Annotated in this window: 13 protein-coding genes and 1 pseudogene; 4 read left to right on the top strand and 10 right to left on the bottom strand. The window is 71.7% G+C overall.

What is annotated here, in order from left to right; translation table 11 throughout:
- Positions 1 to 78: 78 nt before the first annotated feature.
- The 3 genes from ACGFYP_RS27775 to ACGFYP_RS27765 all read right to left on the bottom strand — a co-directional run bounded on the left by ACGFYP_RS27775 (position 79) and on the right by ACGFYP_RS27765 (position 5,155).
- Positions 79 to 1,521 (bottom strand): Gfo/Idh/MocA family protein, encoded by a 1,443-nt coding sequence (locus ACGFYP_RS27775; protein WP_393498961.1) that lies wholly within the window; start codon positions 1,519 to 1,521, stop codon positions 79 to 81.
- A gap of 228 nt (positions 1,522 to 1,749) precedes the next feature.
- Positions 1,750 to 4,674 carry an FAD-binding and (Fe-S)-binding domain-containing protein gene (locus ACGFYP_RS27770; protein WP_393498958.1) on the bottom strand — a complete coding sequence of 975 codons (2,925 nt, stop codon included), beginning with the start codon at positions 4,672 to 4,674 and terminating at the stop codon, positions 1,750 to 1,752.
- A 37-nt stretch (positions 4,675 to 4,711) separates the two neighbouring features.
- Positions 4,712 to 5,155, bottom strand: a complete 444-nt coding sequence (locus ACGFYP_RS27765; protein WP_393498955.1) for a MarR family winged helix-turn-helix transcriptional regulator — start codon at positions 5,153 to 5,155, stop codon at positions 4,712 to 4,714.
- Positions 5,156 to 5,250: 95 nt separating this feature from the next.
- Here ACGFYP_RS27765 and ACGFYP_RS27760 point away from each other — a divergent pair, with 95 nt between their 5' ends.
- Together ACGFYP_RS27760 and mltG are read left to right on the top strand one after the other, a co-directional pair.
- Positions 5,251 to 7,086, top strand: a complete 1,836-nt coding sequence (locus ACGFYP_RS27760) for an ABC transporter ATP-binding protein (protein WP_361957518.1) — start codon at positions 5,251 to 5,253, stop codon at positions 7,084 to 7,086.
- Between the two features lie 300 nt (positions 7,087 to 7,386).
- A complete protein-coding gene (gene mltG / locus ACGFYP_RS27755; RefSeq protein WP_393498951.1) occupies positions 7,387 to 8,253 on the top strand; it encodes an endolytic transglycosylase MltG in 867 nt (288 codons plus the stop codon).
- A 54-nt stretch (positions 8,254 to 8,307) separates the two neighbouring features.
- Here mltG and ACGFYP_RS27750 read toward each other — a convergent pair whose 3' ends face one another.
- The 6 genes from ACGFYP_RS27750 to ACGFYP_RS27725 all read right to left on the bottom strand — a co-directional run bounded on the left by ACGFYP_RS27750 (position 8,308) and on the right by ACGFYP_RS27725 (position 13,651).
- Positions 8,308 to 9,423 carry an NAD(P)-binding domain-containing protein gene (locus ACGFYP_RS27750; protein ID WP_393499331.1) on the bottom strand — a complete coding sequence of 372 codons (1,116 nt, stop codon included), beginning with the start codon at positions 9,421 to 9,423 and terminating at the stop codon, positions 8,308 to 8,310.
- A gap of 134 nt (positions 9,424 to 9,557) precedes the next feature.
- A complete protein-coding gene (locus ACGFYP_RS27745) occupies positions 9,558 to 10,772 on the bottom strand; it encodes an LLM class flavin-dependent oxidoreductase (RefSeq protein ID WP_393498949.1) in 1,215 nt (404 codons plus the stop codon).
- A complete protein-coding gene (locus ACGFYP_RS27740; RefSeq protein WP_393498946.1) occupies positions 10,769 to 11,803 on the bottom strand; it encodes an ABC transporter substrate-binding protein in 1,035 nt (344 codons plus the stop codon). The genes ACGFYP_RS27745 and ACGFYP_RS27740 overlap by 4 nt, the downstream gene beginning before the upstream one ends.
- 66 nt (positions 11,804 to 11,869) lie before the next feature.
- A complete protein-coding gene (locus tag ACGFYP_RS27735) occupies positions 11,870 to 12,604 on the bottom strand; it encodes an ABC transporter ATP-binding protein (RefSeq protein WP_393498943.1) in 735 nt (244 codons plus the stop codon).
- Positions 12,577 to 13,443, bottom strand: coding sequence for an ABC transporter permease (locus tag ACGFYP_RS27730; RefSeq protein ID WP_393498940.1), 867 nt, complete (start codon positions 13,441 to 13,443; stop codon positions 12,577 to 12,579). The genes ACGFYP_RS27735 and ACGFYP_RS27730 overlap by 28 nt, the downstream gene beginning before the upstream one ends.
- Before the next feature lie 124 nt (positions 13,444 to 13,567).
- On the bottom strand, positions 13,568 to 13,651 hold the full coding sequence (locus ACGFYP_RS27725) for a putative leader peptide (RefSeq protein WP_351816447.1): 84 nt from the start codon (positions 13,649 to 13,651) through the stop codon (positions 13,568 to 13,570).
- A 91-nt stretch (positions 13,652 to 13,742) separates the two neighbouring features.
- On the opposite strand from ACGFYP_RS27725, the gene ACGFYP_RS27720 reads away from it, so the two are divergent.
- On the top strand, positions 13,743 to 14,162 hold the full coding sequence (locus ACGFYP_RS27720) for a secondary thiamine-phosphate synthase enzyme YjbQ (RefSeq protein ID WP_361957536.1): 420 nt from the start codon (positions 13,743 to 13,745) through the stop codon (positions 14,160 to 14,162).
- 43 nt (positions 14,163 to 14,205) lie between these two features.
- Positions 14,206 to 14,388: pseudogene (locus tag ACGFYP_RS27715) on the top strand (histidine phosphatase family protein); the annotation flags it as partial.
- A gap of 41 nt (positions 14,389 to 14,429) precedes the next feature.
- On the opposite strand, the gene ACGFYP_RS27710 reads toward ACGFYP_RS27715, so the two are convergent.
- A complete protein-coding gene (locus ACGFYP_RS27710) occupies positions 14,430 to 15,719 on the bottom strand; it encodes a PucR family transcriptional regulator (protein ID WP_393498936.1) in 1,290 nt (429 codons plus the stop codon).
- Positions 15,720 to 15,854 lie beyond the last annotated feature (135 nt).

Raw genomic sequence — 15,854 nt, 5'->3', positions numbered from 1 at the left:
CACCCGCGCTCGTCGCGGGTGCGGCCTGACCGACGCGCGGGGCCCGGCCGGTGCGAGCCGGGCCCCGTGCGCCGCGCCCTACGCGGGCTTGACCGAGTCCACCCCCGACCGGGCCTTCTTCCACTCGCCGCGCGTGAAGTCCGGGATCGCCTGCGGCGCGCCCTTGGCCTTGATCGAGTCGTTGCTGAGGGGGACAGGGGCCGTCCAGGTCGCCGCGTCGTAGACGTCGAAGTCGGGGACCAGACCGAGCTGCATGCACTGCATCAGCCGGTAGATCATGATGTAGTCCATCCCGCCGTGCCCGCCCGGCGGATTGGCGTGTTCCTTCCAGAGCCAGTGGTCGAACTCCGTGGCGTACGCCCCGAAGTCGCCCCACTGGTGTCCCTTGTGGTCCGGCTCCAGATAGATCCGGGCCGGGAAGTCCTCGAACACGCCCCGTGTGCCGCCCAGGCTGTTGATCCGGCTGTACGGGTGCGGCGTCGAGACGTCGTGCTCCAGGCGGATCACCCGGCCCTTCGCCGTCTGGACCAGACTGATCGCGCGGTCGCTCCCGATGTACGACTCCTTCCAGCTCGGGTCGCCCGGCGGCATGTGCTCCGCGCGGTACTCGGCGAGCCCGAGAGCCGGAGTGCCGAAGCTGCTGATGCTGACCACCCGGTCGCCCCGGTTGACATCCATGTAGTTCGCGACCGGGCCGAAGCCGTGGTTCGGGTAGAGGTCTCCTCGGAGCTTGGTGTGCCAGATCCGGCGCCACGGGCCCTCGTAGTACGTGGGCGAGAACATCAGGTCGCGCAGGTCGTGGTTGTACGCCCCCGCGCCGTGCAGCAGATCGCCGAACCTGCCCGCGTGCGCCATCCGCAGGACGCGCATCTCGTTGCGGCCGTAGCAGCAGTTCTCCAGCTGCATGCAGTGGCGACGGGTCTGCTCGGAGAGGTCGACCAGCTCCCACAGGTCCGCGAGCGTCATCGCGACCGGACACTCCACGCCGACGTGCTTGCCGTTCAGCATGGCCGTCTTCGCCATCTCGAAGTGGAGCTCCCAGGGCGTCACCACGTAGACGAAGTCCAGGTCGGTGCGCTTGCAGAGGTTCTCGTAGTCGTCCTCGCCGTTGGTGTACACGGCGGGCGCGGGCTGTCCCGCGGCGACGACCTTGGCGGCGGCGCGCTCCGTCTTGTCGCGGACCGGGTCGCAGACGGCGACCACCCGCACCCAGGGCAGGGCGAGGAAGAGGTCGAGCATGCTGCCGCCCCGGTTGCCGAGGCCGATGATCCCGACCCGGACCGTGGAGCGCTTCGTGAAGGGGACGTTCGCCATGGTCGCGCCTCTGCGCCGGGGCGTCCCCGAGGCCTCCCCGGTGGTCTGCGCGGCGACCTGCTCGGCGGCGGCCGCGGCGGCCCCGGGCGAGGCGGCCTCGGCGCTTCCGGTGCCCAGGGCACCGAGGCCGATGCCCGCTCCCGCGACCCCGGCCGTGGTCCGCAGAACGGAGCGACGGCTCGGCGGCTGCGGTGCGTTGTCGTTCATGGAACCTCCAGTAGCTGTGTGCACGGCTGGCTCATGAATCCCGCTCAGGACCCTGGCCGTCGAGACTGGTGGTGCGCAAGGGCGCGGATTGGACTCTTGCGACGGGTGGTTGGACTCTTTCATTCCGCATCGCCGGACCAGGCGGACGACAAGGGTCCCTCACCCACATGGGGCAAGGGACCCTTGTCGTGTTCCGCCAGGCGGGAGGGTGAGCCACCCCTTCGCCCGTCAAGGACGCGTCGCGCGCTCCAGCGCCAGGAGGGCGGACCGATAGCTCCGGCCCGTCGCGCGGTCCATGCCGATCTCGCACATCCGGTTCGCCGAGAGGTGGACGTCGAACTGACGTGATGTCACCTCGGCGGCCTCGCGCGCGGTGGCCGAGGCCGTCAGCTCCGGATGCAGCATGCCCCGGTCGCCCGCGAAGGCGCAGCAGCCCGCGTCGGCCGGTACGACGACCTCGTCGGCGCACGCCCGGGCCAGCGCCGTCAGCTGCTCCTCGTCCCCCAGATGCCGCATCGAGCACGTCGGATGCACCACCGCCGAGCCCACCGTACGGCGCACCTCGAGGCGGGGCAGCAGCTCCTCGGCCGCCCACACCACCGAGTCCACGACCGTCAGCTCCGCGTGCAACTCCCGGTTGTCGTCACTGAGATACGGCACCACCTCGTGCGCGATCCCGAGCGTGCAGGACGAGGCGTCCACCACCAGCGGCAGCTTCCCGCCTGCCGTCCACCCCCAGGCGGCCTCCACGATCCGGTTGGCCATCACCTCGTTGCCCCGCTCGTACCCCTTGGAGTGCCAGATCGTCGCGCAGCACGTACCGGCCACGTCGTCCGGGATCCACACCGGCCGGCCCGCCCTGCCGGAGAGCGCCACCACCGCCTCCGGCAGCGAAGGACCCCGCAGCCCTTCGGGGCCGCCGAAGATCCGGTTCACGCAGGCCGGGTAGTACACGGCGACCGCCGCCGGGCGGTGCGTGCGGGGCAGCCGGCGGGCGGCCGCGCCCGGGATCTCCGGCAACCACTCCGGTACGAGATCGGGCCGCACCGCCTTGCGCGCGAGGCCCGTCACCGTCCCCAGGAACCGGTCGCCCATCCGGTCGGCCGCCGCGACCGCGAGCCGGGCCGAGGCCTCCACGGCCCGGAAGTTCCTGGCCGCGAGCGCCGCGATCCGCTCCTCGCGCGCCGTGTGCCGCTGGTGACGGAACTCCTTCATCAGTGCCCCGGTGTCGATCCCCACCGGACAGGCAAGCTTGCAGGTGGAGTCGCCCGCGCAGGTGTCCACGGCGTCGTAGCCGTACGCCTCCAGCAGGTTCGCCTCCACCGCCGAACCGTCGGCCTGGCGCATCACCTCGCGGCGCAGCACGATGCGCTGGCGCGGAGTGGTCGTCAGATCGTGGCTGGGACACGTCGGTTCGCAGAAGCCGCACTCGATGCACGGATCGGCGATCGCCTCGACCTTCGGGATCGTCTTCAGACCCCGGAGATGGGCCTGCGGATCGCGGTCCAGGACGATCCGCGGAGCGAGCACCCCGCCGGGGTCGATGACCTCCTTGGTCCGCCACATCAGCTCCGTCGCCTTCGGCCCCCACTCCAGCTCCAGGAACGGGGCGATGTTGCGGCCCGTGGCGTGCTCCGCCTTGAGCGAGCCGTCGAACCGCTCCACCGTCAGCTTGCAGAACTCGTCCATGAACGCGGCGTACCGCTCCACGTCCCCCGGGTCGCCGGCGTCGAAGGCCAGCAGGAAGTGCAGGTTGCCGTGGGCCGCGTGACCGGCCACGGCCGCGTCGAAGCCGTGCCGGGACTGCAGGTCCAGGAGGTCCCCGCAGGCCTCGGCGAGCCGGGCGGGCGGCACGGCGAAGTCCTCGGTGATCAGCGTCGTACCCGAGGGGCGCGAGCCGCCGACCGCCGTCACGAACGCCTTGCGGGCCTTCCAGTACCCCGCGATCCTCCCGCGGTCACGGGTGAACGCGTTCTCCACCGAGGCCACCGGCGCGACGAGCTCGAGCTCCGCCAGGACCTCGGCCGCCGCCCGTTCGTACGCCTCCTGCGCGGCGGTGTCCGGGGCGCGGAACTCCACCAGCAGCGCCGCCGTCTCCTTCGGCAGCTCCGCCCAGTCGGCGGGGACCCCGGCGACGCTGACCGAGGCGCGCAGCGTGTTGCCGTCCATCAGCTCGACCGCGATCGCCCCGGCGTCGTTGAAGCGCGGCACGGCGGCGGCCGCGGCGGTCAGCGAGGGGAAGAACAGCAGCGCGGTGGAGACCTCGCGGTCCAGGGGGAGCGTGTCGAAGACGACCTCGGAGATGAAGCCGAACGTGCCCTCCGAGCCGACCATGAGCCCGCGCAGGATCTCCACGGGCGTCGCGCCGTCCAGGAAGGCGTCCAGGCGGTAGCCGTTGGTGTTCTTGATGGCGTACTTGGCGCGGATGCGGGCCACCAGCTCCGCGTCCGCCTCGATCTCGGCCTTGAGCTCCCTCAGCCCCGCGCAGAGGCGGGGCTCGGCGCGGGCGAGCTCCTCGTCGGCGGCCGGATCGCCCGTGTCGACGACGGTGCCGCTCGGCAGCACGACGGTGAGGGAGGAGACCGTGCGGTACGAGTTCCTCGTCGTCCCCGCGGTCATGCCCGAGGCGTTGTTGGCGACGACCCCGCCGATCGTGCAGGCGATGGCGCTCGCGGGATCGGGGCCGAGGATCCGGCCGTGGCGGGTGAGGGCCGCGTTGGCCCGGACGACGGTGGTGCCGGGGCGGATCCGGGCGCGGGCGCCGTCGTCGAGGACCTCGACCCCCACCCAGTGCCTGCGCACGTCGACGAGGATGTCCTCCCCCTGCGCCTGCCCGTTCAGACTGGTCCCGGCCGCCCGGAAGACCACCTCGCGGCCCTTGCCGTGGGCGTAGGAGAGGATGGCGGAGATGTCGTCGACGTCCTCCGCGACCACCACGACCTGCGGCACGAAGCGGTAGGGGCTGGCGTCCGAGGCATAGCGCACGAGGTCGGAGATCTTCGAGAGGACCTTCTCGGGGCCGAGGAGCGCCTCCAGCTCCTCCCGCATACGGCGCGGGGTGCCCCGGGACTGGAGGTCGGGGACCCGGTCGGGGGCGGGCCGACGATCCGTGCCGGGGCGCAGGGACTGCGGGTTCGGCTCCAGCAGTGGCATGGCACGGCTCCCCTCGGCGCTCCCGGTGCCCGCGCGGTCAGCAGCGGCGCTCCGGCACGTGGTCGACCAGAGCGGACAGCAGACCTCCGAGCACCTCGCGCTGATCGACGGTCAATGGAGCAAGGATGTCCTCTGCGGCCGCCCGCCGCGCGCTGCGCAACGCGCGCAGCGTCTCCCGTCCGGTGTCCGTCAGCTCGATCCTGATCACCCGTCGGTTCGTCGGATCGGCGACGCGGCGCACCCGCCCGGCCGCTTCCAGGCCGTCCACGAGGGTGGTGACGGCCCGGGGGACGACCTCGAGGCGCTCGGCGAGATCGGCCATCCGGGGCGGCCGGTCGTAGTGCGCGACCGTGCGCAGCAGCCGGGACTGGGCGGGCGTGATGCCGACCGGCTCGAGGAGACGCTTCTGGCTGCGCTGCAGTCGGCGGGTGAGGCGGAGGAGCTGCTCGGCGAGAAGTCCGTCGGCGTCGGGGCTGTTCATGGGAGGAACAATATCAGGACCTTGTTCATTGTGAGTATAGGTAACAATGAGCTATGCTCTGATCGTCTTGACCTCTCACACCCTCGTAGGAGCCCATGCGTCACCACGAAGAGTCCGAATGGACACCTCCACCACGCGATCCCGCGCAGCCGAAGGAGCCCGCCCAGACGCGGCGCATCCTGCGGCTCTTCCGTCCCTACCGAGGCAGGCTCGCGCTCGTCGGCCTGCTCGTCGGCGCCTCGTCCCTGGTGTCGGTGGCCTCGCCGTTCCTCCTCAAGGAGATCCTCGACACCGCGATCCCGCAGGGCAGGACAGGGCTGCTCAGCCTGCTCGCCCTCGGCATGATCGCCACGGCCGTGATCACCAGCGTCTTCGGCGTGCTCCAGACCCTGATCTCCACCACCGTCGGCCAGCGCGTCATGCACGACCTGCGCACGGCGGTCTACGGCCGGCTGCAGCGGATGCCGCTCGCCTTCTTCACGCGCACGCGCACCGGCGAGGTCCAGTCCCGGATCGCCAACGACATCGGCGGCATGCAGGCGACGGTCACCTCGACCGCCACCTCCCTCGTCTCGAACCTCACCGCCGTCGTCGCCACCGTCGTCGCGATGCTCGCGCTCGACTGGCGGCTCACGGTCGTCTCGCTGCTCCTGCTGCCGCTCTTCGTCTGGATCAGCCGCCGCGTCGGCCGCGAGCGGAAGCGCATCACCACCCACCGGCAGAAGCAGATGGCCGTCATGGCCGCGACCGTCACCGAGTCGCTCTCCGTCAGCGGCATCCTGCTCGGCCGCACCATGGGCCGCTCCGACTCGCTGACCAGGTCCTTCGCCGAGGAGTCCGAGCGCCTCGTCGACCTCGAAGTGCGCTCCTCCATGGCCGGCCGGTGGCGGATGTCCACCATCGGCATCGTCATGGCCGCCATGCCCGCGCTGATCTACTGGGCCGCGGGCCTCGCCCTCCAGAGCGGCGGCCCGGCCATCTCGCTGGGCACCCTGGTCGCCTTCGTCTCGCTCCAGCAGGGCCTCTTCCGTCCGACGGTGAGCCTGCTCTCCACCGGCGTCCAGATGCAGACCTCCCTCGCCCTCTTCCAGCGGATCTTCGAGTACCTCGACCTGCCCGTCGACATCACCGAGCCCGCCGAGCCGGTCAGGCTCCGGAAGATCAGCGGCGAGGTGACGTTCGAGAACGTGGACTTCCGCTACGACCCCGAGGCCCCCGGCCGGCCCACGCTCGACACCATCGACCTGACCGTCCCGGCAGGTGGCAGCCTCGCCGTGGTCGGACCCACCGGATCCGGCAAGTCCACCCTCAGCTACCTCGTGCCCCGGCTGTACGACGTCACCGGCGGCCGGGTCCTCCTCGACGGCGTCGACGTCCGCGAGCTCGACTTCGACACCCTCGCCCGAGCGGTCGGCGTGGTCTCCCAGGAGACGTACCTCTTCCACGCCTCCGTGGCGGACAATCTGCGCTTCGCCAAGCCCGACGCCACCGACGAGGAGATCCGTGCCGCCGCCGGCGCCGCGCAGATCCACGACCACATCGCCGCCCTGCCCGACGGCTACGACACCCTCGTCGGCGAGCGCGGCTACCGCTTCTCGGGCGGCGAGAAGCAGCGCCTCGCGATAGCCCGCACCATCCTGCGCGACCCGCCCGTCCTCATCCTCGACGAGGCGACCAGCGCGCTGGACACCCGTACCGAACACGCCGTCCAGCAGGCCATCGACGCCCTCTCCGCCGGACGCACCACGATCACCATCGCCCACCGGCTCTCCACCGTCCGGGACGCCGACCAGATCGTGGTCCTCGACGCGGGCCGGATCGCCGAGCGCGGCAGCCACGAGGAGCTCCTCGCCCGGGACGGCAGGTACGCAGCCCTGGTGCGCCGCGACGAACACACGAACGCGGGAGCGGTTGTTCCCCAGAACGTGTGATCGTCACCGGATTCGTTGCTCAACTCCCTTGTGACAGCTGATGATTACGGTGCGCAAGCGACGGGCTGCAGACCGCGACCGCGCACCGTCCCACAGATGCACTTTGCACAAGGAGAAGCACCACCATGAACGTCATCACCAACCTGCTCGCCGGCGTCTTCCACTTCCTGGGCTGGCTCGTCTGACCCACTCGCCCGGCAGGAAAGCGGCGCCGTCGGTCCCCCGTCCCAGGGGGTCGGCGGCGCCGCCGCGTCTGCGGGGATCCGCGGTTTCGCGGGCGGGCCGGGTTAGCGTGCGCCCATGACGTACCGGTCCTGGCAGCCCGAACACCGTCGCCGCCGATCCCGGCTCACCCGGCGCGGTCGGATCGCCCTGCTCATCGGCGCCGCCCTCGCCGTGGCCGCGGCGATCACCGTCCCCCTGCTGCTTCTCGGGGGCGAGGACAAGCCCGCCCCCGAGAAGCCGCGGACCCTGCTCATCCCCGAGGGCTGGCGGGCCGGACAGGTCTACGCGGCCGTCGACCGCTCCCTCGGCCTCGCCGAGGGCACCACCCGCAAGGCCGCGGACGCCCCGGTCGCCGCCCTCGGTCTGCCGACCGCCGCCCAGGGAAACCCCGAGGGGTACCTCTTCCCGGCGACCTACCCGGTCGTGTCGGCGACGACCCCCGAGGGGCTGCTCCGCTACATGGTCCAGACGGCCGGCAAGCGCTTCGGCGCCGACCACATCACCGCGGGCGCCCAGCGCAACGGGGTGAGCGTGCACCAGACGGTGATCATCGCGAGCATCGTCCAGGCGGAGGCCGACACCACCGAGGACATGGGCAAGGTCGCCCGCGTCGTCTACAACCGCCTCGCCCGGGGCATGGCGCTCCAGATGGACTCGACCCTGAACTACGCGCTGGGGCGTTCCACCGTGGACACCACCCACGCGGACACCAAGATCGACAACCCCTTCAACACCTACGAGCGCAACGGGCTGCCTCCCACCCCGATCGGGAACCCGGGGGAGCAGGCGATGACGGCCTCGATCGAACCGGCCGAGGGCGACTGGCTGTACTTCGTGACCGTGAAGCCGGGGGACACACGGTTCACCGCCGACTACGCCGAACACCAGGCGAACGTCCAGGAGTTCAACGCGAACCGCCGCGCGGCCCGCGGAGAAGGCTGACCCAGGGGAGGGGCCTTGCGAGAGGCCTCTACGGGAGGCCCCTACGGGAAGCCCTTACGCGGGGCCCGACGGGACGGCCACCGGCTCCCGCTCCTGGTGCCGATCCTGCTGCCGCTCCGGCTCCGGCTCCGGCTCCCGCTCCAGGAGGCGGCGGATCTCGGAGACGGCCGCCCGCCCGGCCCGATTGGCGCCGATCGTCGAGGCCGAAGGCCCGTACCCGACGAGATGGACGCGCTCGTCCCGTACCGCCCGCGTCCCCTCCACCCGGATGCCGCCGCCCGGCTCGCGCAGCCGGAGCGGGGCCAGGTGGTCGATCGCGGCGCGGAAGCCGGTCGCCCAGAGGATCACGTCGGCGTCGACGGTCCGGCCGTCGGCCCAGGCCACGCCGGTCGGCGTGATGTGGTCGAACATGGGGTTCCGGTCCAGGACGCCGCTCTCGCGGGCGTCACGGATCGCGTCGGTGAGCGGAAGGCCGGTGACGGAGACGACGCTCTGCGGCGGCAGCCCCTTCCGTACCCGCTCCTCGACCAGTGCGACCGCCGCCCGGCCCACCGTCTCGTCGAACGGGCCCTCGCGGTAGACGGGCTCGCGCCGCGTCACCCAGGTCGTCTCCGCCGCGACCTCGGCGATCTCCATCAGATGCTGGGTCCCGGAGGCGCCACCGCCCACCACGACCACCCGCAGACCGGCGAACTCCTCGGGGCCGGGATAGTTCGCGGTGTGCAGCTGACGGCCCCGGAAGGTCTCCTGGCCGGGGTAGCGGGGCCAGAAGGGGCGGTCCCAGGTGCCGGTCGCGTTGATCAGGGCACGGGCGGCGTACGTCCCCTCCGAGGTCTCCACGAGCAGCCGGCCGTCCTCCCCCTCGCGGACGGCGCGCACCTCTACGGGACGGTGGACGCGCAGGTCGAAGCGGTCCTCGTACGTCGTGAAGTACGCACCGATCACCTCCGACGAGGGCCGGCTGCCGTCGGCCCCGGTCAGCTCCATGCCGGGCAGCGCATGCATCCCGTGGACCTTGCCGTACGTGAGCGAGGGCCAGCGGAACTGCCAGGCGCCACCGGGGCGCGGGGCGTGGTCGAGGACGACGAAGTCACGGTCCGGAGTCAGACCGGTGCGGCGCAGGTGGTAGGCGGCCGAGAGTCCGGCCTGGCCCGCGCCGATGACGACCACGTCGACGTTCCGTACGCCCTGCCGCGGGCCCCGCTGTACGCCCTGTCCGTTTTCGACCGCGAAATCGTTCACGATTCCACCAACCGTGGCGGGCGCGCGGATCTTCCCACCGCGCCCGCCACGGTCTCCCTCCGCTACCGTCCGCCGCCCGCCAGGAGCAGCGGGGCGCCGCCGGGCGCCGACGCCGGGCGCCCGTTCGCGGCGGGCACGCCGAGCAGCGGCGAGGCGGGGATCCTCGACAGCAGACCGCGCGCCGCCAGCTCGGGCGTCACGCCCTCCCCGAACCAGTACGCCTCCTCCAGATGCGGGTAGCCGGAGAGCACGAAGTGCTCCACCCCGAGGGCGTGGTACTCCTCGATCCGGTCGGCGACATCGGCGTGGCTGCCCACAAGGGCGGTGCCGGCCCCACCTCGTACGAGACCGACGCCCGCCCACAGGTTCGGCGCGATCTCCAGCTTGTCCCGGTCGAGCGAGCCGCCGCCGTGCAGCGCCAGCATCCGCTGCTGACCGACCGACTCGCTGCGGCCCAGCGCCTGCTGCGCCGCCGCGATCGTCTCCGCGTCGAGGTCGGACAGCAGCCGGTCCGCCACCGTCCACGCCTCGCGCGCCGAGTCCCGCGAGATGGTGTGCAGCCGGACGCCGAACCGCACCTCGCGCCCACGCTCCTCGGCGAGCCGACGGATCCAGTCGATCTTCTCCTTGACCTGCCACGGCGGCTCACCCCAGGTCAGATACACATCCGCGTGCTCCGCCGCGACCGGCCCGGCCGCCGCCGACGAACCGCCGAAGAAGATCTCCGGCAGCGGGTCGGGCGGCAGGGCGGTCAGCGCACCCTCCACCTGGTAGTGCTCGCCCTGGAAGTCGTACGGCTGCCCGGTCCACGCCCCGCGTACGACCTTCAGGAACTCGGCCGTGCGGGCATAGCGCCGGTCGTGGTCCAGATGGTCGCCGAAGCGGCGCTGCTCCACCGAGTCCCCGCCCGTGACGACGTTGAGGAGCAGCCGGCCCCGGGTGATCCGCTGGTACGTGGCGGCCATCTGCGCCGCGAGCACCGGCGAGATCACGCCCGGCCGGAACGCCACGAGGAACTTGAGCCGCTCGGTGTGCTGGGAGAGCGCCGCCGTCGTCAGCCAGGCGTCCTCGCACCACGTGCCGGTCGGCGTCAGCACGGCCTCGAAGCCCAACTGCTCGGCCGCTTTGGCGATCTGCGCCAGATACTCGATGTCGGGTGCGCGTACGCCGGTCACCGTCCCCGACCGGGTGATGCCGCCGTCGGTGTAGGCGTGCCGGTCGACGAGCGTACGGCCGTCGCCGCCGGTCGGCAGGAACCAGTGCAGATGGACGGTCATGAGGTGGAGCCCTTTCCGTAGCTGCGCGCCGGGGTGGTGGACGGCGGCAGGTTCTTGTTGAAGCGGGTGTCGACGTAGTCGGCGAAGCGGAACGTCCGTGGGATCAGCTTCAGTTCGGCGAAGGTGTCGGCGATCTGCTGCTCGGAGGCGATGGCCTCCTTGTCGAGGGCGACCGCGATCCGGGTACCGCTGCTGCGCTTCACGGCGGCGAGCGCGACCTCGTAGGGCAGCCCGGTCTCCTTCGCCCAGACCTTCGCCCAGACGTCCGGGTGGTCGTGGACCCAGTCCTGGGCGCGGCGCAGCCGCTCGATGAAGTCGCCGATCGCCGCGGCCTTCTCCTTGTCGGCGAGCGCCGCGGGCGCGGCGACCTGGAAGCCGAGACCGTTGACCACGCCCCGGCCGTCGGCCAGCACCCGCGCCTTGCCGTTGGCGAGGACCTGCGAGGTGTACGGGTCCCAGACGGCCCAGGCGTCGACCTTGCCGCTGGTGAACGCGGCGAGCGCGTCGGCGGGCTGGAGCAGGCTCACCTTGATGTCGTCGAGCGAGAGCCCCGCCTGCTTGAGCGAGGCGATCAACTGGAAGTGGGCGGAACTGCCTTGGGCGACGGCGACCGTACGGCCCTTCAGATCCTGGGGCGTGCGGAGCGGCGAGTCCGCGGGTACGAGGATCGCCTCACCGGCCGAGTCGCCGTGGGTGGCGGCGACCACGGTGATCTTCGAGTCGGCGCCGGCGGCGAAGACGGGCGGGGTGTTGCCGACGGAACCGATGTCGACGGCCTTGGCGTTGACCGCTTCCAGGAGCGGCGGTCCCGAGGTGAAGGTCGACCACTGGATCCGGTAGGGCAGATCGTCGAGTTCTCCGGCAGCGCGCAGGACGGCTTCCGAACCACCCTTCTGGTCACCGACGTTGAGGACGACGGAACCCTTGCCGTCGGAGCTGGAGCCGGAGTCGGCGGACGAGGGGGAGGAGCAGGCGGAGGCGAGCAACGCGAGGGGAAGGAGGAGGACGGCGGGCAGGAGCGAACGCTTCATGGCGGGGTCTTTCGGGTCGCGGGACGCGGGTCGCGGGTTGCGGGGCCGCAGAGGTCGGCGGAGGGGTCAGGCGGCCTGGTGGACGGCGGGGAGCTGCTCCTCGACGCCGAGTTCGGCGAGGAGGCGGGAGCGCAGGTCGGCGAAGGCCGGGTCACCGGCGGAGCGGGGACGGTCGAGGGCGACGGGGGTGTCGTACGCGATGACGCCGTCGCGCATCACAAGGGCCCGGTCGGCGAGCAGCAGCGCCTCGTCAACGTCGTGTGTCACCAGGAGCACCGCGCACCCGCGCCGCTGCCACAACTCGGCCACAAGGCGCTGGGCCTTGATGCGGGTGAGCGCGTCGAGCGCCCCGAACGGCTCGTCGAGCAGCAGGAGATCGGGCTCCCGTACGAGAGCGCGGGCGAGCGAGGCACGCTGGGCCTCGCCTCCGGACAGCGTCTTGGGCCAGGCGCCCGAGCGATGGCTGAGCCCGACCTCCTCCAACGCCCGTTCGGCGACGGCCCGTTCGGGCCTCCCGGGCAGACCCAGCAGGACGTTGCGCCACACCCGCTTCCACGGCATCAGACGGGGAGCCTGGAAGGCGACGGCCCGGCGGCGGGGGACGAGGACGGTGCCGGAGATGTCCCGGTCGAGCCCCGCGAGGACCCGAAGCAGCGTGGACTTGCCGCAGCCGCTGTGCCCGAGAAGCACGGTGAACTCGCCTGCCCGCAGGGTCAGATCGAGATTGTCGATGACGGGACGGCCGTCGAAGGAGCGGGTCAGCCCCTCGATGGTCACTGCCCGGTGAAGGTCGGTCGCCATTGCAGCAGCAGCCTTTCGAGAGTACGGACGACGGCGTCGGCCAGCAGGCCGAGGAAGGCGTAGACGACGAGGCAGACGACGATGACGTCGGTGCGGAAGAACTCGCGCGCCTGGTTCATCAGGAAGCCGATGCCGGCGTCGGCGTTGATCGACTCCCCGAAGACGAGCGCGAGCCACGCGGTCGCGAGGGAGTACCGCAGCCCGGTCATGGCGCCCGGCAGCGCCCCGGGCAGTACCACGTGCCGGATCAGTCCCCACCGCTTGAGCCCCAACGACTCCCCCGCCTCTACCAGTTGGGCGTCGACCCCGCGGATCCCCGCGTACACGTTGAGGTAGAGATGGAAGGCGACACCGAGGGCGATCAGCGCCACCTTGGGCGCCTCGCCGATGCCCAGCCAGATGATGAACAGCGGAATGAGTCCCACCCAGGGGACGGTCCGCAGCATCTGCACGGTCGCGTCGACGAGATCCTCGCCGAGCCGTGAGAGACCGGAGACCAGCGCGAGCGACACACCGATCGTGCCGCCCAACAGCAGCCCGACGGCGACGCGTTGGAGCGAGACGCCTATGGCGTGCGGCAGGGTGCCGTCGGCGATCAGCTCCCAGCCGGCCCGGGCGATGGTCCCGGGGGAGGCGAGCACGTCGGCGGGGAGGACACCGGTCGAACTGAGCACCTGCCAGGTGACGAGCAGAAGCAGCGGACCGATGGTCCGGCGCAGCCAGCGGGGCACACCGGCTCGGCGTCCGGATCCGCTCCGGGCGGCAGGAATCACCTCCTCAAGTATGGAAACAGGGGATATATCCGGCAGCGATGGGGGCGGGGCATGGCCGACCGTCATGAAGGGGCTCCGCAGAGAGGAGAAAAGGGGAGAGAACTGAATGCGCGTCAGCGTCCGCGCGCACGCCGGGGACGGCGCACGACCACGGGTGTCAGCGCGAGGAGCTCAGGGGTGTGAGAGGGCGTCAGCAGCCGCGACGACACGCGGCGGAGGCCACCCGCAGCAGGTCGATGTGACCGCGCGTGGTGAGCAGGGCTGTACGCAACATGGCGCGAAGCTATCGACTCGTTCGGGGGGAGGTCAACGGTGTCTCGGAGCGTGGACGGGCCGTCCCGCGCTGTGAGAGGCAGGATGGTCCCATGTCCACCTTCACCACCCGCGTCCTGACGCTCACCACCGGCACCTCGGAGACGGTCACCGACCTGACCCGGGCCTGCGCGGACTTCCTCACCGAGACCGCCCCGGGCGCCGACGGCCTCCTCAACCTCTTCGTCCCGCACGCCACGGCCGGACTGGCCATCCTCGAAACAGGAGCGGGCAGCGACACCGACCTCCTGACGGCGCTGCACCACCTCCTGCCGGCCGACGACCGCTGGCAGCACCGCCATGGCTCCCCGGGCCACGGCCGCGACCACGTCCTCCCGGCCATGGTCCCGCCCCACGCGACGGTCCCGGTCCTGGGCGGCCGACTGGAGCTGGGCACCTGGCAGTCGATCTGCCTCGTCGACACGAACAAGGACAACCCGGAGCGCCAGGTGCGGCTGTCGTTCCTGGGGTAGGGGCGGGCCGCGGCTCGGCTGTGTGCCGCGTACCGTCGAGAGAGTGGAAACCGCCCGCGAAACCGCCCTCCCGCTGCGACGGCTGGTCGTTCTGCGGCATGCCAAGAGCGCCTGGCCCGAGGGTGTGCCCGACCATGACCGCCCCCTCGGTCCGCGAGGTCTGACACGGCGCGGCGCATGGGCCGCCTTCGCGTCCGGCACCGCACTCCTGACCGACCTCGCAGTCCCGCGTGGACAGCGGTGAGCCGGACCGGGGACAGGGTCGTTTCAGCCCTGGCGCGCGGGGTCGACGCCGGGCTCGCCGCGCCGTACCGCGTCATGGGCGGCGAGCGCGACGTGCAGCGTGACCAGGTCGGCGCCCCGGGACGCGTCAAGGCCCGTGAGGTCCGTCGCCTTGCGCAGGCGGTAGTCCACCGTGTTCGGGTGGACCTGGAGCCGGGCCGCGGCCCGGCGCCGGTCGAGACTGCAGGCGAGGAAGGTGCGCAGGGTGGCGAGCAGTTCCGGCCGTGCGTCCAGCGGGTCGAGCAGCGCGGCGAGCCCTTCCCGGGCGGGGCTCGGACGGCTCAGCTGGTATTCGAGCAGCACGTCGTCGAGCAGGTAAAGCCCCGGGCCATGGCCGGATGCCTCGGCCACCTCACGTACCTCGCCCGCCAGCCGGGCGGCGTCCGCCACGCCCTCCGGTGGCGCGGCGGCCGCCGCGGCGAGCACCTCCGCGCCGCACATCCGGCCCAGCTCCACGACCAGTTGGGACAGCCGGTCCCGGTCGTCAGGGCCGAAGTCGGCGGCCGGCGCCTTGTGCGGGATGAGGACCAGCCCTCCGCCACCTGACAGCACGGACAGCGGAACTCCCACCGTCCGGCGATGCAGTTCGTTGCGCAGCCGCCGGAGTTTGCGGCGTGCGGCGACCGCGTGGTCCACGCCGGGCACCAGCTCGTCCGGATGCCGTCCCACGGAGATGCTCAGCACCAGGTAGCAGGGCGGCAGTCGGACGCCCGCGCGGTCGGCCGCGGCCTGGGGGCTGCCGCCCTCGAGGAGTCTGGACAGCAGCGACTGCAGGGCGACCTGCTCGTCGCTCAGAGCCGTCTGCCGCTCCTGCACGTACCCGGCGGCGACCTCACAGCTCACCAGTCTGAGATACGTGAGCATGTGTCGCTGGACCAGCAACAGGTCGCTCAGGTCGCCAGGTTCGGCGGCCGGAAAGACGTGGGCGGCGCACTCCTCCGCACCGATGTGATAGGCGCCCACCACGGCCTCCAGCGGCACTCCCTCGTCGGCACGCCGGGCCGACGATTCGCGGATCGCTGTCTGCTCCGCCTGATCCGGCAACTCCCCAGTGCGCACCATCTCGGCGAAGCACCGGATGCCGCGGGTCACCTGCTTGGCGATGTCGCTGCCGAGCTGTTCCGGCGGCAGCCTTCCGTAGACGGGCAGCCGTTCGACGAGCCGGACCATGACCGCGCGCTCCAGCGCACCGGCGGCGGCCTGGAGCCGCTCGTATACCGGCACGCCGCCGAAGTGCGGCGCCGTCTCGCGAGCCACGGTGTTGGACGCGGTCACAATCCACCTCGCAAATCTCTGTCGCCCGCCCTGGAGGCGCGGGGGCGTACCGCCGTCATCATGTTTCCGGGACATCTCCTACTGGTTGGTAACACGCCAGGTCGGTGGATTGCCAGATTCCGTTCCGCGGGCCTT

The sequence above is a fragment of the Streptomyces sp. NPDC048370 genome (assembly GCF_043200825.1).
Taxonomy (GTDB): Bacteria; Actinomycetota; Actinomycetes; order Streptomycetales; family Streptomycetaceae; genus Streptomyces.
This window is presented reverse-complemented; position numbering and strand designations above follow the sequence as displayed.